The following is a 23298-nucleotide window of genomic DNA, read 5'->3' as shown; positions in this document are numbered from 1 at the left end:
CCCCCCAGCCGAACTGGCTGAGGGGCGTAGCCCAGAGTGGAGCTATCAGGATACGTGCTGCAAAAACTCACGCAGACGCGGGCTTGGAGGGTTGTTAATCAGCTCATGCGGGTTACCGTCTTCGGCTATCCGGCCTTTGTCGATAAAGATCAGACGCGATGCCACTTTCTCGGCGAAACCGACTTCGTGGGTTACGATCACCATCGTCATACCTTCTTCTGCCAGATCCTGCATAACCTTTAACACTTCGTGGCGCAGTTCCGGATCGAGGGCCGAGGTCGGCTCATCGAACAGCATCATTTTCGGCTTCACCGCCAGCGCACGGGCGATGGCGACACGCTGTTGCTGCCCACCAGAAAGCTCGGAAGGGTAGTGATGAGAACGTTCCGCCAGGCCAACCTTGGCTAACAGCTCACGCGCCTGTTTCTCTGCCTCATCTTTCTTCAGACCACGCACGCGGATCGGGCCAAAGGCGACGTTTTCCAGCGCGGTCAGGTGTGGGAACAGATAAAACTGCTGGAATACCATGCCTGCTTCCTGACGGATCAGGCGATCGTCCACTTTCGGGTCGTTAACCTTCAAGCCATCCACCACCAGTTCACCACTGGTGATCTCTTCCAACTTGTTGATGCAGCGCAACAGCGTAGATTTACCTGAGCCGGAAGGGCCGATAATCACGACGACTTCGCCCTGAGTAATTTTCAGGTCGATGTTGTGTAGCACCTGGGTCGGGCCAAAGTGCTTAGAGACGTTTTTAAATTCAATCACAGGATTTTCATCCTTCTTTCCAGACGACGCAGAACGAAGCTCAGCACCAGGGTAATAATCAGATAGATAACCGCCACGGCGCTCCAGATTTCCAGCGCACGGAAGTTACCCGCAATAATTTCCTGGCCTTGTCGGGTCAGTTCGGCAACGCCGATGACGATAAACAGCGAGGTATCTTTGATGCTGATGATCCACTGGTTACCCAACGGAGGAAGCATACGGCGCAACGCGAGCGGCATTATCACGTAGCGGATCGTCTCGCGGCGGGACAGCCCCAGAGCCAGTCCTGCTTCACGGAAACCGCTGTGGATAGACAGCACGGCCCCACGGGTAATTTCCGCAATATAGGCACCAGAGTTGATCATAATGGTGACAACGGCGGCGCTGAACGGGTCGATACGTAAATCGCTAAATGCCATTGGCAGTGCGAAGTAGATAAACATCACCTGAACAACAATCGGCGTACCGCGGATCACTTCAATGAAAACCAGTGCCACATGGTTGGCGATCCAACCACCGTAAGTACGTGCAAAACCGGCAACAAGGCCGATTATCAGGCCACCAATCAGACCAAGGACCGAAATCCACAGGGTCATTTTGGCGCCTTCTAACAGAATAGGGATGGCGGGCCAAATGGCACTCCAGTCGAACTGCATGGTGTTTTCTCCCGGTGATCCCAAACTAGGGGATCATAAAATGCAAAGCACAGGTCAGACACTTCCCCTGTGCTTATGTTAGTGGTTTACTAAACTCATCAATTACTTAGGTTCGGTACCAAACCACTTTTTATAGATTTCGTTATAGGTGCCGTTATCACGTAAGGTTTTCAGAGCGGCGTTTACTTTCTCACGCAGTTCGTCGCTACCTTTCGGGAAGGCGATACCGTACTGCTGGGCTTCCTGTGATTCACCTACGGTTTTGAACTTGCCAGCACCTGCTGTTTTGATGAAGTAAAGGATGTTTGGCGTGTCGTGCAGTACAGCATCAGCACGTTTGGTACCCAACTCCATATAAGCGTTATCGATGTTAGGGAATTGGCGCAGATCTTTAGTTTTTATGTGCTGCTTGGCGTAATCTACGGAGCCGGTACCGCTTTTCACGGCGACAACTTTACCATCCAGATCGGCTATGCTTTTCACGCTGTCATTATCGGCATTGACCATCACCAACAGACCGCTCTTGTAATAACCGTCAGAGAACTCAATCGCTTTCTTACGCTCTTCGGTGATGGTGATACCTGCCAGCGCCAGATCGATGTTTTTGGTTTGCAGTGCTGGAATAATGCCGCTGAAATCCATTGGTTTCAGGGTGTAATCCAGTTTCAACTCTTTCGCGATAGCTGCCCATAAGTCGATGTCAAAACCAACGTATTGGTCGCCCTGTTTAAATTCAAATGGAACGAAAGCAGTATCCGTGGCGACAACTAATTTGTCTGCTGCCTGTGAACTCACGGCAAAGGCCAGAGTAAGTGCGGCCAGGGAGACTTTAAAAATAGACTTCATAAGAGGAATTCCTTTATAGGTTGAGGATTACTCATTTTTGTATTGCATTTTTGCCATGAAATAATCATGCCAAGTTTGCAATCATTTCTAAAACAATGGATTGCGTTATGATGTTGTGTTCAGAAGGATAATTATCATTACCACGCACCGCAGTGGGGCCCTAAAATGGTGCAGTATGGCACCCATGGTGCAGTGGGCTATCATTAACCAAAAAACAGGTTAGAAACAACCGATAATTAACGTTTTTGCTTTAATACTGATACCTAACCCTAACTTTTCATCTTCAATCCGACGGTTTTTGGTGCAGATATGCCCCCTCTGCATGGGAGCATCATCTGATGAAATGAGAGTTTGGCCTGTTTATGTGTGAATTCCTCAAACCTTCTTTTCAAAAGTCAATGCTGGTCAAAAATTCATTATTTTGGAGTAAGACCAATATTTTCTAAAAATGTGCCACAGGTTTGATTCTTGCCATTTGCCTTGGATTTATAAAGTTGCGTATCTGCCTGCAGCAGGAAATCGGCAAGTGTACCCGTGCCATCAGCCCGCCTGCAACAGACCCCTAGGCTGATACTGACAAAAGGTAAAACAGAGGAGTCTGCATGGGGGATCGCCTGTTTTATAACCTGTAATCTTATTGCTTCAGCAACTTCCACTGCACCCATCAATTCAGTATTGGGAAGTAAACAGGCAAATTCTTCGCCGCCATAGCGTGCAACCAGGTCGGTAGGGCGCTTAAGGGTATGACCGATGGCTTTTGCAACAATACGTAAACAATCATCGCCTGCCAAGTGGCCATATAAATCGTTATATTTCTTAAAAAAATCAACATCAATAATGATCAGGCTGAGAGGGGTTTTATGGCGACTGGCCAGTTCCCATTCCTGATTCAGCCGTATATCAAAATAGCGACGGTTATGGACTTCGGTTAATCCATCCAAATAGACTAATTGGCGCAACAAATCAGATTGAGCTTTCAGCAGCAGATGCGTACGCACTCGCGCTCTGACGGTGTTCCTGTTGACTGGCTTGCTGATAAAATCGACCCCACCCTCGTTAAAACAGCGGGTTTCAGTCTCTTCATCGATATGGGCTGTGACAAAGATAATAGGGATATCCTTGGTTTCAGAGTGCGCCTTAAGTTGGGTGCAAACCTCATAACCGCTGATATCAGGCATTTCAATATCCAGCAAAATCAGATCCGGCTTCTGCTTGAAACAGACTTCCAGCGCCTGTCTCCCACTCGTTGCCATATAAACACGATGATCGGCAGAAAATGCTTGGTATAGCATCTGAATATTGATCGGATTGTCATCAACAATGAGTAACTTTGGTTGAACCAAGCCCGTTATAAGCGCCGCCGGCTTTTGGCCAAGAGAGTCATTTGTTGCCATCTGTTTTATCTCTTTGGCTTGAGGAACTACCTAGCAACGTTTGGGCTAACTGGATCGCCAAAGCAAAGTCTAACCGATTGATTGCTTGGCTCAAAGGGGATAGTTCCTCGCTAAATTGGTGGCCAAACGTCGCTTGCAGTTTATCCATTGTTTCCAATGCTGCCATATCTGAATTTTGTAACAACAATATCAACGCGCTCAAAGTAGAATCAAGAGAATTGCTATCCCCATCGCTGGCTGATGCAGCTTCAACAGTATTGCCTGACAGCATTTTGCTCAACTCCATCATCGTTGTCCGTACGCTCAGAGCCTGATCTTTTATTTCGCAAAGAAAATGGCCTATGACTTCCGGCGTAGGTGTTGGCGCACTGTTCAATAATGTCTCACCTTCAGCGGCATTTTGCGACAAATGTATTGCGCCAAACTGTGCTGCAAGTCCCCTTATTGTGTGCAGCATACGTGATGCAGCGCGCCAGTCACGTTGTGCAATTAAATCATCTAGTTGCTCCGGGAAATCAGCCAGTTCTGCCGCAAACTGCGAGGCCATTTTCTGATATAACGAGATATCTCCTCCTAACCGATTAACAGCCGCCTCCAGTTCAATACCGGCGGCGGCAGCGGCATTTTTCCATCCCGCTAATAACGGTGATGGGGGGGCTTCGCTAATGGCTTTCACAACATTCGGCTGCTCGCCGTATTTCTGTATGACACGGATTAGGTTCTTTAGGTCGAAGGGCTTGCCAACATGATCATTCATCCCTGCAGCCAGGCAGTCATCGCGGTCAGAGGCCATCGCATTGGCGGTCATGGCGATAATAGGTAAGTCCAGTAACTTGAGTGTGTTGCGAATATATCGAGTAGCGCTTAACCCATCCATAACGGGCATTTGTAAGTCCATCAATACCACGCTGAAGGCCGATGGATTGGCTCGTAGTATGTCAATGGCCTCTTGACCATGGCTGGCAATTTGAACGATCGCGCCTTCGTCTTCCAATAACTCGCGGGCTATTTGTTGGTTATTCACGTTATCTTCAACGACTAATAGCCTGATACCAGACAATTGCTGTGAAGGGGCACTCTGGCTGACAGGTGAATTACCGTATTGTCTACCTTCACTTAAAGCATCAGTGACTGAATCCAGCAGCATGGAAGCTGTAATAGGTTTTACCAGATAACCATCAAGCAATGCCTGGTCTTCTTCGCTGCGTTGTAACAACATTTCTCGATCGTGGGCGGTGATCATCACAATCATCGGGACAACACCTTCCGGCATCAGTTCACGTACGGATTTACTGGTCTGCCAACCGTCAAGGCCTGGCATTTGCCAATCAATGAATAGCGCGCCGTAAATAATACCTTGCTCGCGCTGCTGCCTCACCAATTGCAGCGCTTGGCTGCCACTGGTTGCTACATCAACAGTCCAGTTTAGAGATTCGCCCATACGCTTGATCAGATCGCATGCGGTTGGGTTATCATCAACCACTAATACGCGTAAATAATTTAATGTATTAGTTGTTCTTACCGCCAATGACTCAGTGATCTCATGCTCAATGGGAGGATTTTCAGGAATAGCCAGGGTTATAGTGAAATAGAAAAGGCTTCCACGACCAATTTCGCTTTCTAACTCCAGTGTGCCTCCCATCAAACTCACAAAGCGTTGGCTGATGACCAAACCCAATCCCGAACCACCGAAGCGGCGGCTAATGGAAGCTTCCGCTTGTGTAAATCCACTGAAAATACGTTCCTGATGTTCAGGCGCAATCCCTATACCGGTATCGCGCACACCAAACTGCAAAGTTACGTGCTGCCTGTCCTGCTTAATAACCTTAATAAACAGTATCACTTCGCCCTGTTCGGTAAATTTCAGCGCATTACCCCCAAGATTGATTAATACCTGTTGTAGCCGCATGCTGTCGCCTTCAACAAAGGGAGGTAATTGTGGGTCAATATCAAACAGGACCTCAACATTTTTGACCCTAAGATTACTGGATAAAATAACGGAGAGATCTCGCATCATCACATGAATATCAAATGGAATGCTCTCCAATACCATTTTACCTGATTCTATTTTCGAAAAGTCTAATATGTCATTAAGAAGCCGTAACAAGGTACGAGCAGCTGCTTCAATTTTGATTGCGTAGTCGGCTTGTTTATTATTAAGCCCTGTTTTTCTTAATAGTGTCATCATGCCAAGAATGGCGTTCATCGGCGTACGTAATTCGTGACTCATGGTAGCAAGAAAAGAAGATTTTGCGTTATTAGCCTCTTCAGCAGCTTGTCTGGCTGCGCGAAGTGTATTTTCATCTTCACGTTGTTTGGTAATATCGCGATTAATCCCCATCATCAAGACGGGATGGCCGTTTTTATCTCGTTCAACCATGCCGGCCGATTGGATAAAACGTATTTGATTATTGATCATTACTCGGAAGATCTGGCGGTAAACGTCACCACCTTCCAACGCTATTTTTATGGCCCGTTCAACTTCAGCGCGATCTTCGGGGTGCAGCAACTGATACCAATAGTCTTGAGGGATAGGAACGTTACGTAACTCAGTAGGGAGGTCATAGATGTCATTCATTCTCTCATCGAAAGAGAGCGTGCCATCAGGAAGGTTCCAGGACCAGATCCCTAATTCGGCGACATCTGCAGCACGAACTAATTGACTCCGGGCAATGATCAAGTTGGCTTGCTGATTTTTGCTGGTTGTAATATCAATCTGAATAGAAATAAACCGTTCAATCTCGCCAGCGCTGTTTTTAAATGGTGCAACTGTGGTGTCAACCCAGTAAAGGCGGCCATCCTTCGCTTTATTGCAGATCTCTCCGCGCCAAGAAACTCCGTTGGAAATATTTTCCCACATAGCTTGCCAGAAATCGGTCTTATGGATATGAGACTCTAGCAGACGATAATTTTGACCAATCAGTTCCTCGCGCGTATAACCGCTAATACTGCAGAACTTATCATTAACCTCCGTTATTAATCCGTTGCTGTTTGCAGAAGAAATAATAGCATGTAAGTTAAGAGTGCTTAGTAATGCATCATTCTCGCGTATAGCTGTTTCAAGCCGCTGATAGGTTAATTTACGCTCACTAATATCTGACTCAATCGCCATAAAACCAATGAGTTTATTTTGCTCGTTGTAACGCGGTTGAATCTCTAATTCAAGCCAATACTCCTGGCCTGATTTAGTGCGGTTTAATATCTCACCAGAAAATGACTCCCCGGCATTCAGTGATTTCCTCATGGCGATTACAGTATTTTTATCAGTATTGTCACATTGTAGTAATTCCCCTGGAGATTTACCTAGTGCTTCGGCTTTACTGTAACCTGTAATACGCTCAAAACCTTCATTCACCCAGACCATAAGACGGTTTACATCTGTAATAACAACGGCATTAGACGTGTTTTTTGCCACCAACGCCAGACGCTCAAGGTCTGCTGTCATATTGCGTGCCAGGGTTTCTGCACGATATCGTCCGTTTATTTGCTGACGTAGCAATAATGCCAACGCAGCACTCAGCACAAAGCCAAAAACGAACAATATCCACGAGACATAGCGATTTGTTGAGCTTTCAAAGGAAGAAGTGCTACTCACGCGCAGAGTCATCTCTCTCCCTGGTAAGGGCAATGTGCTGATACTGTGAAATATACGCGCATTTATAACCTGTTCGGGGACCACTTCTTGTGGTATGAAATTTGTTTTTTTACTGCCATCTGCATCGAAAATTAAATGCTTTAAAGAGAAATCTTTTGTATTATCAAATAGTTCTATGTCAACTCGGCCATTGATAAACTCTGGAATATCACTTAACAGATCGGCGATAACTATGGGGGAATAGAGTAACCCTACTAGTGATGCCCGCCGTTGGGCAGGGGTGACAGGATTGGAGGCTTGAGCATAAACCGGTAGATAAAGCAAAACACCGGGCGTCTTACGTTTATCCTGCACTAAATAAATGGTATTTGATAGCGTGGCTTTGCCGGTGTTGATGGCTAATAAAGCTGCCTCACGCCGAACAGGTTCAGAACCCACATCAAGCCCTTCAGCCCCCTGATTGTTTCCCGCAGGTTCAATATACTTAATGAGATACAAGTCGTCATGATGCGTTTCACTGAACTGGTGGACAGCAAATTCTGGTGCGCCATCAGCCCTGACTTCGGCAAGAAAAGCGTCCAGATTATTACGTTGAACACGTTGAATAAAACCAAACCCACGTACACCGGGGAACTCAGCCTGTAAGTCACGGGAGGCCACAAAAGCACGAAATTGCTCACGATTTAAGTGGTTATTGGTGGCGTAAACGCCTTTTGCGCCATTCAGACCGTATACAGGTTGAGAAAAACGCCTGATAATCTCACCGGAAATCCTTTCGACGTTACGCTGGAATTCAGCCTTTGCACTCAGTTCAATTTCTTTGTGTAGCTGCCAAGCACCAACCCCAGAAAAGACCACTCCAACAATAAACAATAGTATTGGCAATAAATTAGATTTTTGAGAATAATATTTATTCCATGAAATGGCGGGTTTTTGAGATAAATTACTTTCATGGTGCTGTGGTTCAGTCATATAAGCTCACGATCATTATCATCAACAATAGCTCAAGCATAGTCGGATTTCACATGTGGCGCCGTTAAGGCTGTTTAACAAAAGTACCAAATATTTACTACCGCAAGTAATCGGATCAACGATGATAAGAATAAACGTAGTAGGAACCAGCGGTAGCGGTAAGAGTACCGTTGCACGGCAGTTGGCACAAAAGTTGGCAATACCCTATATCGAAATGGACCGGTTGTTCTGGAAGCCTGATTGGCAGGAGTTGCAAGATGAGGCTTTTCTGGCACGAGTGGAGCAAGAGTTGGCTGCGGCCAAATCGGGTTGGGTATTGGATGGAAACTACACGAGAACCCAAGCGGTGAAGTGGCGTGACGTTGATTGGGTTGTCTGGGTGGACTACGGGTTTTGCCGCACATTGTGGCAAGCCATTCGGCGTGCAGCCGTCCGATCCTGGCATCATACCGAACTTTGGCCAGAAACCGGCAATCGGGAAAGCTTTACCCGTTCTTTCTTTAGCCGTAAATCAATCATTCTGTGGACTATCAAGACCTATCACCGGAATCGTAAAAAATACCTGGCAACAATGCATAACCACAATAATCGCCATATCCGCTTTATCCAACTGCGCTCACCGGCGGAGACGGCTGCTTTTCTGGCTGGTATCAAGCCATAGAGATTAAACGATTCAGCTTTTTATTCTATATGGTGCTACCTCAATCTTTTTTGCTGAAACTACTTCAGCTTACCTCTCAATAAATAAGAGATTTAAGTCACGGTAATTTGTTTTTTTTAAATACCAGTTTCATTTTTTTTTGACTAAAATCGCTAAATAGTTGTTCCACTTTGCTGGATTGTAGGAAAAGTGACCCGCATCGCATTTTATAAAAGCTATAAAACCTACTTTGTGATGGCTTTTGCTAAAACCATTCAGCTAATCAGCAAGGAACAAAAAATGAAAAAGCTTACGGCGATAACCATCGCTATCTCTTTGATTTCTGGGTATGCCGGAGCACAGACTATTGTGCTGACCGACAGTGAAAACGGTATTGAACTGGGAAACTGGAAGATTGATAGCCAGCAGCTGAAAATTCCAGGACCTCGCTTCAGCTTGCAGCAGCAGGTTTTGCACGGAGGCAAACAAGAAGGCTCTAAAGTGATAACCCTGACTAGCGAGGGATTGACCATTGCTCTCAGTCCGACACGGGGCATGGATATCCTGCACGTTAACGGCTCTGGCGTCAGGCTGGGCTGGGATTCCCCGGTAACCGACGTTGTCAATCCGGCTTATATCAACCTGGAGAGCCGCAACGGTATAGGTTGGCTCGATGGTTTTAACGAGATGATGGTACGCTGCGGTTATGAGTGGACCGGGCATCCAGGTGTGGAAAACGGTACGTTGTATACCTTACATGGTCGCGCTGGTAACACGCCGGCTAATAAAGTTACGGTAGAAATTGCAGAGAAAGCTCCTTATGAAATCCGCATTCGCGGTTTGTTAAAAGAGAATACCTTTAAGAAAAGCAATCTGGAGACCTGGACTGAACTGAGTTATGTGCCTGGTACCCAGCAATTCAAAATTCATGACCGTTTGACCAACCGTGCCGATTACCCACGTGATTACCAGATTATTTACCACAGCAATTTCGGCAAGCCTTTGTTGGAAGAGGGGGCTAAATTCAGTGCGCCAATCAAGGAAATCTCACCGTTCAATGATTATGCAAAAAGTGGTTTGCAGGACTGGCATACTTACAAAGGGCCGACCAAAAACTACGATGAAATGGTGTTCAACATTGTTCCATTGGCCGATTCACAGGGCAAAACGCTGGCAATGATGAATAACGAGAAAGGAGATCGTGGTGTTGCCATTGGCTTTGATACCCGCCAGTTACCGGTATTGACGCTATGGAAAAACACCGACACAGAGCGCCAGGGCTATGTAACCGGTATCGAACCGGGAACCAGCTACGCGTATCCGGTAAAAATTGAACGTGAGCAAGGGCGCATTAAACAACTACAGCCAGGCCAAAGTACTGACTTCGAGTTGACTTATACCCTGCTGAAAAATGCTGAACAGGTAAAAGAGTATCAAAACAAGATCAAGACCCTGCAAGGGACGAATGAAGTGAAGCTGGTAGAGACACCTATGGCGGTGGAATAACCGATAAAACTGCAAAGCCAATCAGCAGATCGGCTTTGCAGTACCGTAGCGCTAATTGCTTCAGGTTTTCTAGCCCTCACAACCGAGTTTATCTAACACCCTACCGATATACCCGGTGTGAGTTTCAAACTCAGTTGATACTCTCAATTTTGGGTTTGGGCGTGATGGTCAACGTTGCGCCGATTGAAGCAGCGATAATGGCTGCCAAAGCTGCCCACTGCAAACCGGTGAGATTTTCACTAAGAAAGATCATGCCAGAAAGCGCAGCCAGCGCCGGCTCCAGGCTCATCAGTGTGCCAAAGGTTCGAGCCGGAATTTTGGGTAACGCGATAATTTCCAGTGAGTAAGGTAGTGCGGTAGAAAGAATGGCGACGCCCAACGCCAACGGCAAAATTTCCACGTTCAGCAGTGTGCTGCCGGCTTGCCAGGCACCGATTGGGCAAAATACAATCGCAGCAATTAGCGATCCCACCGCCACTGTTCCTGGCCCATGATCCCCGCCGGCCTTCTGGCCAAAAATAATATATATCGCCCAGCATGCCCCAGCACCCAAAGCACAGGCCGCCCCCAGCGGATCGATGCTACCCATGCTACCGCCAAGGGGCAGCAGAAAACAGAGGCCCATGATTGCCAACGCGACCCAGATAAAGTCGACAGGACGGCGCGAAGAGAACATGGCGACCGCCAACGGGCCGGTGAACTCCAGCGCGACGGCAATACCCAGCGGTAGCGTGCGCAAAGAGAGATAAAAAAGGTAGTTCATTGCCCCTAGTGACAGACCATAAATCAACAATGGCATCCGGCTGCCAACGGCGAAGCGCATGCGCCATGGGCGGAAGATAATAAACAGTATCAGCGTACCAATGCCCAGACGCAGAGTGGTGATCCCTTCCGCACCAACCAGTGGAAACAGGCTCTTGGCCAGCGAAGCACCACTCTGGATTGAGATCATCGCAACGATCAGCAAGCACACGGGTATTAGCGCAGAAGACGCTTTAGCGGTTAAAGACGAAGACATCCATTCAAGCCTTATAGGTCTCCCCGTGTCGGGAAGAGATGAGTGGGAACATGTGTTGCACAGTGTAAAGGAATTGACAGCAAGGTGTTGACGAAAAGCGAACTCTGGCGATGAATTAGTCAAAATTTTGAACAAAGATGGCCAAAATGGTCGAGAAAATGCCTCTTTTAAGACTTATCTGTATGGCATAAAAGTGATTTAAATCACAAAAAAGGGTAAGCTGGGAGCGAAAATGTAAGTAAATTAGTTTGCTTTAGTGTTCTTGTAATTTCCTGTTACACGATATAAACATTTATTTACTTTAGAAAATACAGTTATTGAAGCTGGTTTTTGTTATATTCCCGGCGTATCAAAAAGTTGATGTACTTTTATTATAAAACGCGTTTGAGGTGGTTATGAAAAAAATTGTATGTCTTTCCGCAGTAGCAGCTTGTGTATTGGCAGTAACCGCAGGTAGCGCATTGGCTGGTGAGAGCACCGTATCTGCCGGTTATGCGATGGGTGATTTCCAGGGCATTGCCAACAAAGCCGATGGTTTCAACCTGAAATACCGTTACGAATACAGCAATAGCCCGTTTGGCGTGATCGGTTCTTTCACCCATCTGGAAAAGACCGGTTCTGGTAACGGGGAATACAACAAAGCACAGTACAGCGGCATTACTGCTGGTCCTGCCTACCGTATCAACGACTGGGCAAGCATCTACGGTATGATCGGCCTGGGCTACGGTAAATTCACGGCAAATGCTCAAGACGGTTCAAACAACCACAGCATCAGCGATTATGGCTTCAGCTATGGTGCTGGCCTGCAGTTCAACCCAATGCAGCAGGTTGCACTGGATGTAGGCTACGAGCAGAGCCGTATCCGCAGCGTTGATGTTGGCACCTGGAACGTTGGTGTCGGTTACCGCTTCTAACATCTCGCCACGCTTTCGGGCGTGAGCCGTTGATTTTGGTTGCTAGCGCTAAAAATCCGCCTTTTTTCGGGCGGATTTTTTTTGCCTGAAGTAATGTGCATTACTGACTAGAATTACCGTTTATTGCAGTAAAAACGGCGGCACTTAAAGTGGCCGATGCATGACGACGATGGTGTTCTGGTGGTAGTTACTGCGGTGACTTTCCACAAAACCCACTTTTTGCGCCACTCTAAGAGACGGGCGGTTTTCCGGTGAGATGATACAAACCGTTTTTTTCTGTGGGAAATGATCTTTAGCCCATTCCAGGGCGGCACTCAACGCTTCGGTAGCATAACCCTTGCCCTGTGCTGAAGTGACTAGCGTCCAGCCCATTTCCGGCGCATCAAGTGCTGGCTCGATCTGGCGGTGAAAGTCAGCAAAACCAATCCCGCCAATATAGTTGCCACTGGTCTTCTCACGCACCGCCCAATAGCCATAGCCCAGCAGTTGCCAGTGACCAATATAGCGTAACAAGCGCCCCCAACTGTCTTCCTGGTCGCGTGGCGTGCCGCCAATATAGCGAACTACCGCTGGATCGGCCCACATGGCCGCCAGAGCGTCAAAATCCTCCTGCCGGTGAGCATCCAGAATCAAGCGTTCGGTAATCAATGTGGGGGCGGCGGTGTGAGTGTTCATGGTCATCTTCCCGGATAAATGAAAAGGCGATGCGGTTGCATCGCCTCAGACTGCTGACAAACCCCGTTATTAGGGAGAGCGTGCCGATGGGGTCGTAACGGCGTAAGCCGTCGGAGCGCCCCTCGGTGCGCTAGGCCCGGGTATCTCGGGTCAGAAGGCGACTTTGTCATCAACCTCAGGCGATGCGGTTGCATCGCCTAGACTATGCCAAAAAATCAGACCGCCAGCCATAACAGCCAGGTGAACAGAAAACCGCTCAGGCCGAGTAAGGTGGTTAATACGGTCCAGGTCTTCAGGCCGTCGGCCACCGAAAGGCCAAGGTACTTGGTGACGATCCAGAAACCGGAATCGTTAACATGGGATAAACCCAACCCACCAAAACAGGTGGCGAGCGTTACCAACACCAGTTGCATCTGATTAAGGCCGGTGACCGCTTCGGAGAGCAGCCCGCCAGTGGTCAGGATTGCTACGGTAGCGGAACCCTGCGAAGCACGCAGTGCCAGCGAGATGAGAAATGCTGCCGGAATGAGCGGCAGGCCAACCGTGGTCAGCACATCTGCCAACGCTTTGCCCACGCCAGATTCCACCAACACCTTACCAAATACGCCACCCGCACCGGTCACCAGGATCACCACCGCCGCTGTTGGCAGAGCGCCTCCCATCACATCGCTGGTGTGCTGCAGACTCCAGCCACGGCGGATGGCCAGAAAATAGAACGCCAGCAACAAAGCAATCATCAAAGCGACAGCAGGAGAACCGATTAATGACAAGGTATCGCGCAGCGCTGAACCTGGCGGCAGCAAGGTGGCCGAAACGGTGCCGAGCATAATGATGGCGATAGGAATAACGATCAGCGCAGCGATCAACCCGGCACTCGGTGGGTTAATCCGATCGCTTAGCGGAGCTTTACCTTCGGCAGTGGGTTCGGGTGACGCTAACTGCAACTGTTCCAACACCTCGATCGAGAGCGGGTAAGTTTTGCGGTTAAGATATTTTGCTGCAAAGTAACCGATAACCCCTACCGGTAAGCAAATAGCCAGGCCGATGATGGTCAGCCAACCGATGTCGGCATTCAGTAGCCCTGCGGCTGCCACAGGGCCAGGGTGAGGTGGCAGGGCAACGTGCACTGTCAGCATCACCCCCGCCATAGGCAGACCAAATTTTAATGGGGACAGCTTTGCCACTTTGGCAAAGCCATAAATGATTGGCGCCAGGATGATAAAGCCGACGTCAAAGAACACCGGAATACCCAGGACAAATGCGGCGCTGGTCAGTGCGGCGATTGTGCGTTTGGGCCCTAGCGCGATGCTGAAACGCTGAGCCAGAGATTCAGCGCCGCCAGAGTGTTCGATCATTCTGCCTAACATGGCGCCAAGGCCGATGATAATCGTTACTGAGCCGAGTACACCGCCCATACCGGCGGTCATGACTTTCATGACTTCGCCAGTCGGGATGCCGCTAGCCAGTGCGACCAGTAGACTGACGACCAATAGGGCGACAAAGGGCTGAACTTTCGCCTTGATCACCATCAGCAGGAGCAGCACCACACCTAATACGGCGATGATCAGTAGCATAGAAGTAGACATGGTATAGCCTTTATTCAGGTAAGCTTTTGGCACCGCGATCGCCTAACGGCGATACGGTGCGTTTAATTTTGATATCGTTATTTGCGGTGTTACAGGTAGGGTTTTATCCAGCCAAGACCCGCAGTAGTTTCGCCCCGGGGCTTATACTCACAGCCGATCCACCCCTGATAACCCATTTTGTCCAGTTGGGCGAATAGCCATGGGTAATTCAGTTCCCCGTCGTCAGGTTCGTTGCGGTCGGGCACCGAAGCGATCTGAATATGGGCATAGCGCCCGGCCAGCGATTTGAGCAAATTGCTGATATTGCCATCCACTAACTGGGCGTGGAAGAAATCGAACTGGATGAACACATTTGGCCGATCAATAGCGGTAACCAGTTCTGCCGCCTGATGCTGGCTTGAGAACAGATAGTTGGGTTTCACCGGTGGGCTGAGCGCTTCGATCATCAGCTTGATACCGTGCGGGGCAAAGGCGTCGGCAGCGTAGCGGAGATTGCTGATAAAGGTTTCCCGGTAACGGGCAATATCTTCCCCTGGAGGGACGACGCCAGCCATAACGTGAACATTGGGGCATTTCAGGGCAATCGCATATTCCAAGGCGCGGTCAATATCTGCACGCGCCTCCTGTTCGCGGCCCGGTATCGCCGCCAATCCCCACTCGCCATTGTTGACGTTGCCAGGCGCGGTATTGAATAGCACCTGTTGCAGACCGTTCTGTTGAAGTTTTTCAGCCAACAGATCCGCTGGATAGTCATAGGGGAATAAGAATTCTACCGCGCTAAATCCTGCCGCCGCAGCGGCCGCGAAACGATCCAGAAACGGTAGTTCGGTAAACATCATTGATAAATTGGCAGCAAATTTAGGCATTGTTCAGCTCCGTAACTCGGCAACTTCATCATCGGTTAAATAACGAATAGGGCGGTTGCCGAGGGTAAAAATCAGCTTGGCCGCATCTTCCATTTCTTCAGTATTGTTGGCTGCTTCGCGCAAGCTCTCACCAGTGACAACCGGCCCATGATTAGCCAGTAGAAAGGCTTTATAAGCAGGGGCAAGTTTGGCCAGATCTTCCGCCAGCCGCAGATCCCCTGGGCGATAGTAAGGCACTACGGGGATCTGGCCGACGCGCATCACCACATAAGGGGTAAACGGCTTAATGGCGTTTTCTGTATCCAGCCCCTGCAGGCACGACAGGGCGGTAAGGTAAGTACAATGTAGGTGGACTACCGCCTTGCACGCTGGGTTATGCTGGTAAAGCGCGCGGTGAAAACTGATCTCTTTTGAAGGCTTATCGCCAGAGATCCATTCACCGCTCAGCGTCACTTTCGATAGTCTTTCTGCCTGCAGTTCTCCCAGGCAAGAACCGGTCGGTGTGGCCAGCAGGGTCCCATCGGGGAGCAACAGCGAAAGGTTGCCCGCTGAACCGGTCGCGTAGCCGCGCTGGAAGAAAGAGGCACCCAGACTCACCATCTCCTCTCTTGCCTGCCATTCGGCGATTTGGTGTTGTTCAGCGGTCATGGTCATACAGGAAACTCCGTTTGTGCTCTGGCGAAAAAGTTTTCGTCGCCGAAATTGCCCGATTTCAGGGCCAGTGATACAGGTTGCTCGATGGCACGCACCCAAGGCACGCCGGGGGAAATACAGGGGCCAATGTGGAAACCACTGATCCCCAACGCCTGCGTTACTACGCCGGACGTTTCACCGCCGGCCACAATAAAGCGGCTGAAACCACGCTGGTACAATCGCTCGGCAACTGCGGCAAAAACCGCCTCCACCGCTAGGCTGGCGGCTTCGATACCATATTGTTGCTGAGTATGTTGCAGGTTTTCTGGCTCTGCGGTGGCATATAGCAGGGGTGCCAACGCTTCTCCTGCATGCTGTTCCACCCAGGCGCTCAGTTCGGCGGCATATGCGTTCCGTTCGGTGGCATTAATGCAGCGCGCGACATCGACGCTTTGTGCCGGAGCCTGCTGGCGATAGCGGGCAACCTGCTTGTTGGTCATTAACGAGCAGGAACCCGACAGCACCACGGCTTTTTTACCCTGAGGGGCTCCCGCTGACTGTGCTTTCTTGCCACCCGGTTGTGCCCATTGGCGTGCAATACCAATCGCCAGCCCGGAACCTCCGGTCACCAGTTTCATGGTTTTTAACGCTTCACCCTGAGTGAGCAGGTGTTGTTCATTCAGGGTATCCAAGACCGCGTATCGCACGCCCTGCTGCGCCAACTGCTGGAGTTTTTCCTGCACTGCGCCAGCGCCGCGATCCATCTCTGCCGCGTTCACCAGCCCACAGCGGCCAGTAGCCTGGGCCTCCATCAACCGTAACAGATTGCTGTCGGTCATCGGCGTCACCGGATGATTGCGCATACCTGATTCCGACAGTAACTGATCCATCACGAACAGATACCCGTGATACACCGTGCGTCCGTTAACCGGCAGTGCGGGTGAAATCACCGTTTGCTGCTCACCCAGAGCGTCGAGTAGGGCATCGGTTACCGGACCAATATTGCCTTGGGCGGTGCTGTCGAAAGTGGAACAATATTTGAAGTAGAACTGGCGGCAACCCTGACGCTGTAGCCATGTCAGAGCCTGCAAGGATTGTTCGACCGCCTGGTTTACCGGGCAGGAACGCGACTTGAGGCTGATCACTACCGCCTGCGCATCCACCAGGACATCGTCTTGCGGCACTCCATTGAGTTGTACCGTCGGCAAACCGTTTTCCACCAGGAAACTGGCAATATCGGTGGCGCCGGTAAAGTCGTCTGCAATTACGCCGAGCAGCATTATGGGTTCTCCTTATTCTTTGGCAGATCGATACCGGCGAAAATCTTGATCACGGCACTATCATCTTCTTTGCCATAGCCAGCATTACTGGCTGAGGTAAACATATTGAATGCGGTAGAGGCCAATGGCAGAGGGAAGTGCAGCGCTTTAGCTGTGTCGGCAACCAGCCCAAGGTCTTTAACGAAGATATCGACGGCAGATTTTGCTGTGTAATCCCCATCGACCACATGGCGCATGCGGTTTTCAAACATCCAGGAGTTCCCGGCCGCGTGCGTCACAACATCGTACATAACGTCCAAAGGGATACCGGCGCGTGCCGCCAATGCCATCGCCTCGGCCCCGGCTGCAATGTGCACGCCAGCCAGCAGTTGGTGAATGATTTTGACCGTTGCGCCCAGACCAATTTCTTCGCCAATGCGGTAGACTTTACCGGCAACGGCATCCAGCACCGGTTGCAGTTGTTCAAAGGTTCTCTCACTCCCCGAAGCCATAACCGTCATTTCACCTTCTGCCGCCTTGGCTGCGCCGCCGGAAACGGGGGCATCCAGCATCGGGAGGTTATGAGCCTTCAGTTTCTGCTCGATCTCTTTGGCATCGGCAGCGGAAATAGTGGAAGAGACCATCACCGGAGTATTGGGTTTCAACTGAGCTGCCAGGCCGTTATCCCCAAACAGGATGTTCTTCACCTGTGCAGCATTGACCACTAACAGCACTACTGCATCCAGTTTGGCGGCAAAGCTGTCAGCGCTTGCGGCTGCCTGCTTGGCTCCTGCCTGCGTGAGGGTAGCTAACGCCTGCGGATTGAGATCGACACCATAGGTAGTGAGGCCTGCTTTGATGCATGATTTAGCCGCCCCCATACCCATCGAGCCTAAACCGACGATACAAACTGCATAGTTTCCTGGTTGTGTCATGATGTCCGCCTGTTAATTTTAGTGATTATTTGTTTTGATGTGTTAAATATAAGCGTTATTCGCACCGTTATCGGTGATCGTCTTCACACTTATTAACAGTCACTATTTGTGCAAGGAGCAGGGTAAATAGCGATAAAATAATAATTTTCAATAGGTTTTATTGGATTCGTAGTCTGAAAAGCTTTGTTTTTATTGCACGAAAATTGACGTAAAATCACAATTATTATCACCACTATATGGAGAGGGGACTGTGATTCCTGTTGAACGCCACCAACAAATTCTGGCACTGGTGTCCGAGCGCGGTGTGGTCAGCATTGCTGAACTGACAGAAAGGCTGGGCGTATCCCACATGACTATCCGGCGTGACCTGCAAAAACTGGAAGAACAGGGGGCAGTTCTGACCGTTTCAGGTGGTGTACAGTCAGCCGAGCGTATTGCTATTGAGCCATCGCATCAGGATAAAGAAGGGATGTTCAGCCAGCAGAAGGCGGCAATTGGGCGGCTGGCTGCAAACCAGATCCCGGCCAACAGCTGTATCTATCTGGATGCTGGAACGACGACGCTGGCATTGGCGCGGCAGATTGGCGAGCGTTCTGATATCACCGTTGTGACCAACGATTTTGTCATTGCGGCCTATTTGCTTGAGCAGAGCCAGTGTAAGCTGATCCACACCGGGGGAACCGTATGCCGTGAAAACCGCTCCTGCGTTGGTGCCGCCGCCGCCCACGCATTACGTAATCTGTTTATCGATCTGGCATTTATCTCTGCCTCTTCCTGGAGCATGCGCGGGCTATCAACCCCCAGCGAGGATAAAGTGATGGTTAAAAAAGCCATCGTTGAAGCGAGTCGCCGTTGTATTTTGCTGAGTGATACTTCCAAGTACGGCAAGGTAGCGACTTATTTGGCGCTGCCTATCTCGGTATTTGATGTGATTATTACCGATGATCACCTGCCGGAAACGGCTCGGGAGGCGATTATGCAAGCAAATATAACGTTACTCACGGCGCTGATATAAGCCCTATTTAATAAGATAAATCTTGAAAGGTAGTCAATTGCAGATCAAACAGTGCCGATTTATCGACATCGTTTGATCTGGGTTTGTGAGAGATTTTCACTTTAAAGTACCACGTATGCAGCGTAAACATGAAATAAACTACTTTTTTTGTTTTCAGAGGAATAGGGAATCTTGTTGATTTTTAAGCTGATAAATAAGCGAGGTGGTGGTTTTTACGCTGAACTTCTGCAGTATTAAATCATTAATGAATTAAATATACATTATTTTCGTGTTAAAAAATGATTAAAATAAACATATAAACCTTTCTTTTGCATAAAAAAACATTACCAACCATATAAAAACCTAATTTTAAGAAAATCCACTTATAAATATATCAATAATTGATATGTTTGTATAACCTTTGAAGTGGGTTATGAGAAAATTCTTATTCCATGGAGAGAGGGAATACTAAGAATAATTTATGTATTGGTAAGTTTTTCACCAAGAGTAAATCAGGACTAGAAAAGTTAAATTTTCACACTTTAGTTAATAGTTTATTAACAATCGATACCAGGATAGGTCATCTTTATAGTGAAACCTGTGAATAAAATGAGATATAGATTTAATGATCGTATTATTTTTGATGTAGACAATGGGACATTAAGTCTGACAGATATCTCTGACGATCCCATACCTATCTCTAATCCTTCAATACGTTTACTGTTGTTGTTGATTGCGCACCATGGCGATGCTGTCAGTCGCGAGGTGATCTTTAAAAAAGTTTGGGATGACTATGGCATGGTCTCCAGCAATAACAACCTCAATCAGTGCGTTAGCAAGCTGCGTAGAGTCATTAAGGCGTTGGGTATTGATGATGAAGTGATTGTCACCGTACCCAAGATGGGTTTTGTACTGAGTCGTGAAATCCTCGTGCAGATCTGCGAGGGGGAGAACAGTACATTTGTTGAGCGTGAGGACGTGTCCACAGCGCGAGATACTAAACTCAAAGAGGCTAAAGTTCCTTTGGCTTCGAGCCGAGCATCAATCTTTCAACGCATACCCTATAAATGGGGAGTTTTGGCGTTTATTTGTATTGTGTTGCTCGGTATTACCGTCAATGCCTTCAGTCCAATCTCCCGAGAGGAAGCCTACTTGGGTAAGGCTGGCAGCTGTAAGGTTTTTGTTTCTGCCGCGACGGAAGACTTTGTTAATGCGGATTCGGGCTTGATAAAGGATATCTTTGCCTTTGCTGGCCAGCAGAAGGCTCAATGTGATGCAGATGAGTATCTGTTGTTAGTGCACAGTAACCAGGTTAAGTCATATGTATCAAATGTTTCGCGGCTTTTCTTTCTACGGTGTAAGGTTCTGCGCGAGCACCAAATAGAAATCTGCTCAGGGCTGGAAAGCGAAAAAACATTGCTGCTTTAATAACTACTATTAGGTATTCAGAATTAACCCCTATTAAGGATTCAGGAATGTACCGCTAGGATAGTATGCATAAAATTAACTACTGTAATACCGCTGAGAATGCAGTGGCTAATCAATATCTTCTGCATAGATTTTTATCTATTTACTTTGGTCCGTATTTTTAGTCGTTTCGTGGTAACCCATTATGAATAGAAAGATTGGCAAAGGGACGTTTATTTTTTACGAGCCGCATCCTTGGGTTAGAAAAGGGTTGCAGGCCCTGATTGATCCTGTACATACTTGCAGTAATAGTTTTGAAAGACTGAAAGAAATAGAAATGGCACTGAATGATAACGGGAAACAGACCGTTATTATGGAGCTCTATAATCATTCGGAAAATTTATATGATGTTATACAGTTTGTCTTGACAGTCAGAATATTCTGGGCAGATGCCGCAATTGTCATATTTACCGACGTTACTAATCCCAGCATTTTGGCTATATTAGCAGCACATCCTCACCTGTCGTTGATCTCCAAGCGTGACAAGTTAGATTGTCTGCTTAATGCCATAGAGGCTGCGAACTTAAAGTTGATATATCGTAGCCCCGAGATAGAACGTATTCAGGGGCAGTTAATTCAGCCACTCTCCCAAAGTGAATGGCGTATTCTGGCATTTATGACTGGGGGGGCTAATTCTCAGCGTATTGCCAACGCCACTCAGCGTAGTTATAAAACCGTCAGCACGCACAAGCTCAACGTGATGCGCAAACTGAAGTTGAACCAGGCTGATTTTATGCGTCTGGTCCTCGTTTTCAGAACCCGGTATTTTTTTGACTATATTGAATCTGTTTAGGGTTTCTTAATATTTTTTATTAGAGTATATACCCTTCATACTTCAAATTGCTTGGTTGTTGGCTGCGTTACTCGGCCCATGCTGGGCCTCGCCCCTTCGGGGCCGCTGCAAGCAGCGTTCAAATCTGCCAAGCAGATTTGTCGTTCACCCCAGTCACTTACCTGAGTAAGCTCCTGGGGATTAATGAGCCTCATCCCTGAGGCTCACCCTGCGGGCAGCGCAAGCGCTGTTCAAATCGGTTCCTGACCGATTTGTCGCTCAGTGGCCGCCTACAAGCAACTCGAATTTTTTTGGGTATAATTGAGCAACACAGCCTAATACACTGGAACCGAAAACCGGAAACAGGCACCGGTCTGTGGCTGATCCACCAGCGTGATATCGCTGTCGTGCAACTGCAGAATACGTTTTACGATCATCAGCCCCAATCCTCCCGCATGGCGACGTGCATTGCTCAGAATTGACGGGCGAATAAACAGACATGAACGCAATTCCTGCGGAATGCCCGGCCCGGTATCATTTACCTGCACCATTACCTTATTGTCTTGCGGCCAAAGGCGAACTTCGATCTCGCCGCCTTGCGGTGTGTGGCGGATAGCGTTATCCAGCAGATTGGTCAGTACCCGTTCGATCATGCTCAGATCGGCATTGACCAGCGGCAGCCCGGACTGGATGTCGGCGCTTAGCCGCTGTTGGCGCGCACCGGCGGCCAACTCGAATTTCTGGAACACATCCTGCACCAGTTCGCTAAGGGAAAAGGCCTCTTTCTGTGGCTTCACCACGCCGTACTCCAACCTTGCCAGTTCGAATAACTCTTGTGCCAGACGGCCAACCTTGCGGCTCTGGGCCAGGGCGATCTCCAGATAACGTTGGCGATCGGTTTCCGTCAGACTGGAGGATTTCACCGAAAGGGTTTCCAGATAACCATGCAGCGAGGTGAGTGGGGTGCGCAAATCGTGTGAAATATTGGCGATAAATTCACGCCGCTGCTGGTCCTGCTGCGAAAGGGTCTGCCATTGTTCGGCTATGCGCAGTGCCATGCGGCGGAATGCTTGCTGTAACTGGCTCACTTCGTCGCGACCAGGGCTGTTTACCGGGGTATCCGCATACGCCTGCAAGGCGGCGATCCCTTTGCTATCCAGGGCTACAACCTGCTGGGTCAGATGGCGTATGGGGCGCGTGACCCAACGGAAGGCAAAAGAGCCAGCCAGCAGGCCAAACAACACCACCAATCCCATTGACCACAGCGCGGAGTAGATCGCCGAGTTGACCTGTGCACTATTGGCTAATGCCGCGTAGTTTTCCCCTAGCAACACCACATAAACATAACCTTCGATATCACCATTCACTTTTAACGGTGCGACGCTGAAGACTTTCCCCGTATCCTTGTCACGGGGATCTTCACCATAGACCGGCATCTTTGCCCCAGCCAGTAATGCCTGTATCGGTAATAGATCAACCTTCTGACGTTTTAGCCGCCCGGGAGGAGCCGCATTACCCACAATGTTGCCCTGCTTATCCAGCAGGTAAACTTCTACGCTGGGATTTACCGCCATCAATTGACCGAACAAGGTATGAACCGACTCATTATTCCAGCCTTTCGTGCTCAGTAATGGATTGCTGGTGGCGATGTGCTGTGCCAGATTCGCGGAAAGCTGCTGGATCACCGCTTGGCTATATTGGGTGCTGCTGCGCACCTGCAGCACGCCGGAGATGGTGCAACAGATCAACAGTAGCAGAGCGAAAACCGAGGTCAGACGTTGTGTTAGCGTGAGATTTTTCAT

At 48.8% G+C, this 23298-nt stretch carries 19 protein-coding genes; 6 read left to right on the top strand and 13 right to left on the bottom strand.

Annotated elements, in window-relative coordinates; all coding sequences use genetic code 11:
• Positions 1-45 precede the first annotated feature (45 nt).
• The 5 genes from glnQ to SAQUA_RS15875 form a co-directional block, all read right to left on the bottom strand.
• Positions 46-768: a glutamine ABC transporter ATP-binding protein GlnQ gene (gene glnQ / locus SAQUA_RS15895; protein ID WP_380680497.1), complete on the bottom strand. Its 723-nt coding sequence runs from the start codon at positions 766-768 to the stop codon at positions 46-48.
• Positions 765-1424: a glutamine ABC transporter permease GlnP gene (gene glnP / locus SAQUA_RS15890; RefSeq protein ID WP_012005911.1), complete on the bottom strand. Its 660-nt coding sequence runs from the start codon at positions 1422-1424 to the stop codon at positions 765-767. Before glnP ends, glnQ begins: the two co-directional genes overlap by 4 nt.
• 102 nt (positions 1425-1526) lie before the next feature.
• Positions 1527-2270: a glutamine ABC transporter substrate-binding protein GlnH gene (glnH, locus tag SAQUA_RS15885; protein ID WP_380680491.1), complete on the bottom strand. Its 744-nt coding sequence runs from the start codon at positions 2268-2270 to the stop codon at positions 1527-1529.
• Positions 2271-2686: 416 nt separating this feature from the next.
• Positions 2687-3664, bottom strand: coding sequence for a diguanylate cyclase (locus SAQUA_RS15880; RefSeq protein ID WP_380680488.1), 978 nt, complete (start codon positions 3662-3664; stop codon positions 2687-2689).
• Positions 3651-8231 carry a CHASE domain-containing protein gene (locus SAQUA_RS15875; protein ID WP_380680485.1) on the bottom strand — a complete coding sequence of 1527 codons (4581 nt, stop codon included), beginning with the start codon at positions 8229-8231 and terminating at the stop codon, positions 3651-3653. Before SAQUA_RS15875 ends, SAQUA_RS15880 begins: the two co-directional genes overlap by 14 nt.
• 124 nt (positions 8232-8355) lie before the next feature.
• Here SAQUA_RS15875 and SAQUA_RS15870 point away from each other — a divergent pair, with 124 nt between their 5' ends.
• Together SAQUA_RS15870 and SAQUA_RS15865 are read left to right on the top strand one after the other, a co-directional pair.
• Positions 8356-8892, top strand: a complete 537-nt coding sequence (locus tag SAQUA_RS15870; RefSeq protein WP_380681214.1) for an AAA family ATPase — start codon at positions 8356-8358, stop codon at positions 8890-8892.
• Between the two features lie 279 nt (positions 8893-9171).
• Positions 9172-10377 (top strand): aldose 1-epimerase family protein, encoded by a 1206-nt coding sequence (locus SAQUA_RS15865; RefSeq protein ID WP_380680482.1) that lies wholly within the window; start codon positions 9172-9174, stop codon positions 10375-10377.
• Between the two features lie 130 nt (positions 10378-10507).
• Here the strand turns inward: SAQUA_RS15865 and rhtA are convergent, their stop codons facing one another.
• Complete coding sequence (gene rhtA / locus SAQUA_RS15860) at positions 10508-11395, bottom strand: threonine/homoserine exporter RhtA (protein WP_380680479.1); 888 nt, start codon at positions 11393-11395, stop codon at positions 10508-10510.
• A 395-nt stretch (positions 11396-11790) separates the two neighbouring features.
• Here rhtA and ompX point away from each other — a divergent pair, with 395 nt between their 5' ends.
• A complete protein-coding gene (ompX, locus tag SAQUA_RS15855) occupies positions 11791-12309 on the top strand; it encodes an outer membrane protein OmpX (RefSeq protein ID WP_380680476.1) in 519 nt (172 codons plus the stop codon).
• Positions 12310-12453: 144 nt separating this feature from the next.
• Here the strand turns inward: ompX and SAQUA_RS15850 are convergent, their stop codons facing one another.
• The 6 genes from SAQUA_RS15850 to ltnD form a co-directional block, all read right to left on the bottom strand.
• A complete protein-coding gene (locus SAQUA_RS15850; protein WP_380680472.1) occupies positions 12454-12984 on the bottom strand; it encodes a GNAT family N-acetyltransferase in 531 nt (176 codons plus the stop codon).
• 215 nt (positions 12985-13199) lie between these two features.
• Positions 13200-14570, bottom strand: a complete 1371-nt coding sequence (locus SAQUA_RS15845; protein ID WP_380680467.1) for a GntP family transporter — start codon at positions 14568-14570, stop codon at positions 13200-13202.
• 89 nt (positions 14571-14659) lie between these two features.
• Complete coding sequence (locus SAQUA_RS15840) at positions 14660-15436, bottom strand: HPr family phosphocarrier protein (protein ID WP_380680464.1); 777 nt, start codon at positions 15434-15436, stop codon at positions 14660-14662.
• A gap of 3 nt (positions 15437-15439) precedes the next feature.
• Positions 15440-16063, bottom strand: coding sequence for an aldolase (locus SAQUA_RS15835; protein WP_380681211.1), 624 nt, complete (start codon positions 16061-16063; stop codon positions 15440-15442).
• 23 nt (positions 16064-16086) lie between these two features.
• The gene (otnK, locus tag SAQUA_RS15830) at positions 16087-17349 is read right to left on the bottom strand and encodes a 3-oxo-tetronate kinase (protein ID WP_380680460.1); all 1263 of its coding nucleotides are present in this window, start codon (positions 17347-17349) and stop codon (positions 16087-16089) included.
• Positions 17349-18263, bottom strand: a complete 915-nt coding sequence (gene ltnD, locus SAQUA_RS15825; RefSeq protein WP_380680457.1) for an L-threonate dehydrogenase — start codon at positions 18261-18263, stop codon at positions 17349-17351. Before ltnD ends, otnK begins: the two co-directional genes overlap by 1 nt.
• A gap of 250 nt (positions 18264-18513) precedes the next feature.
• On the opposite strand from ltnD, the gene ygbI reads away from it, so the two are divergent.
• From ygbI to SAQUA_RS15810, 3 genes are all read left to right on the top strand, one after another.
• On the top strand, positions 18514-19278 hold the full coding sequence (gene ygbI / locus SAQUA_RS15820; protein WP_380680454.1) for a DNA-binding transcriptional repressor YgbI: 765 nt from the start codon (positions 18514-18516) through the stop codon (positions 19276-19278).
• 588 nt (positions 19279-19866) lie between these two features.
• Positions 19867-20685: a transcriptional regulator gene (locus SAQUA_RS15815; protein WP_404413217.1), complete on the top strand. Its 819-nt coding sequence runs from the start codon at positions 19867-19869 to the stop codon at positions 20683-20685.
• A 184-nt stretch (positions 20686-20869) separates the two neighbouring features.
• Positions 20870-21517, top strand: coding sequence for a helix-turn-helix transcriptional regulator (locus tag SAQUA_RS15810; RefSeq protein WP_380680448.1), 648 nt, complete (start codon positions 20870-20872; stop codon positions 21515-21517).
• 314 nt (positions 21518-21831) lie between these two features.
• On the opposite strand, the gene SAQUA_RS15805 is transcribed toward SAQUA_RS15810, so the two are convergent.
• A complete protein-coding gene (locus SAQUA_RS15805) occupies positions 21832-23298 on the bottom strand; it encodes an ATP-binding protein (RefSeq protein ID WP_380680445.1) in 1467 nt (488 codons plus the stop codon).

Source organism: Serratia aquatilis, assembly GCF_044865145.1.
GTDB lineage: Bacteria > Pseudomonadota > Gammaproteobacteria > Enterobacterales > Enterobacteriaceae > Chania > Chania aquatilis.
Note: the sequence above shows the minus strand (reverse complement) of the source record. Positions and strands in the feature narration are given on the sequence as shown.

What these genes read in the sequence shown, in the direction of transcription:
- glnP (WP_012005911.1), bottom strand. Translation starts at nt 1,424, where the DNA reads ATGCAGTTCGACTGGAGTGCCATTTGGCCCGCCATCCCTATTCTGTTA.
- glnH (WP_380680491.1), bottom strand. Translation starts at nt 2,270, where the DNA reads ATGAAGTCTATTTTTAAAGTCTCCCTGGCCGCACTTACTCTGGCCTTT.
- SAQUA_RS15880 (WP_380680488.1), bottom strand. Translation starts at nt 3,664, where the DNA reads ATGGCAACAAATGACTCTCTTGGCCAAAAGCCGGCGGCGCTTATAACG.
- SAQUA_RS15875 (WP_380680485.1), bottom strand. Translation starts at nt 8,231, where the DNA reads ATGACTGAACCACAGCACCATGAAAGTAATTTATCTCAAAAACCCGCC.
- SAQUA_RS15865 (WP_380680482.1), top strand. Translation starts at nt 9,172, where the DNA reads ATGAAAAAGCTTACGGCGATAACCATCGCTATCTCTTTGATTTCTGGG.
- rhtA (WP_380680479.1), bottom strand. Translation starts at nt 11,395, where the DNA reads ATGTCTTCGTCTTTAACCGCTAAAGCGTCTTCTGCGCTAATACCCGTG.
- ompX (WP_380680476.1), top strand. Translation starts at nt 11,791, where the DNA reads ATGAAAAAAATTGTATGTCTTTCCGCAGTAGCAGCTTGTGTATTGGCA.
- SAQUA_RS15850 (WP_380680472.1), bottom strand. Translation starts at nt 12,984, where the DNA reads ATGAACACTCACACCGCCGCCCCCACATTGATTACCGAACGCTTGATT.
- SAQUA_RS15845 (WP_380680467.1), bottom strand. Translation starts at nt 14,570, where the DNA reads ATGTCTACTTCTATGCTACTGATCATCGCCGTATTAGGTGTGGTGCTG.
- SAQUA_RS15840 (WP_380680464.1), bottom strand. Translation starts at nt 15,436, where the DNA reads ATGCCTAAATTTGCTGCCAATTTATCAATGATGTTTACCGAACTACCG.
- otnK (WP_380680460.1), bottom strand. Translation starts at nt 17,349, where the DNA reads ATGCTGCTCGGCGTAATTGCAGACGACTTTACCGGCGCCACCGATATT.
- ltnD (WP_380680457.1), bottom strand. Translation starts at nt 18,263, where the DNA reads ATGACACAACCAGGAAACTATGCAGTTTGTATCGTCGGTTTAGGCTCG.
- SAQUA_RS15815 (WP_404413217.1), top strand. Translation starts at nt 19,867, where the DNA reads ATGAGATATAGATTTAATGATCGTATTATTTTTGATGTAGACAATGGG.
- SAQUA_RS15810 (WP_380680448.1), top strand. Translation starts at nt 20,870, where the DNA reads ATGAATAGAAAGATTGGCAAAGGGACGTTTATTTTTTACGAGCCGCAT.
- SAQUA_RS15805 (WP_380680445.1), bottom strand. Translation starts at nt 23,298, where the DNA reads ATGAAAAATCTCACGCTAACACAACGTCTGACCTCGGTTTTCGCTCTG.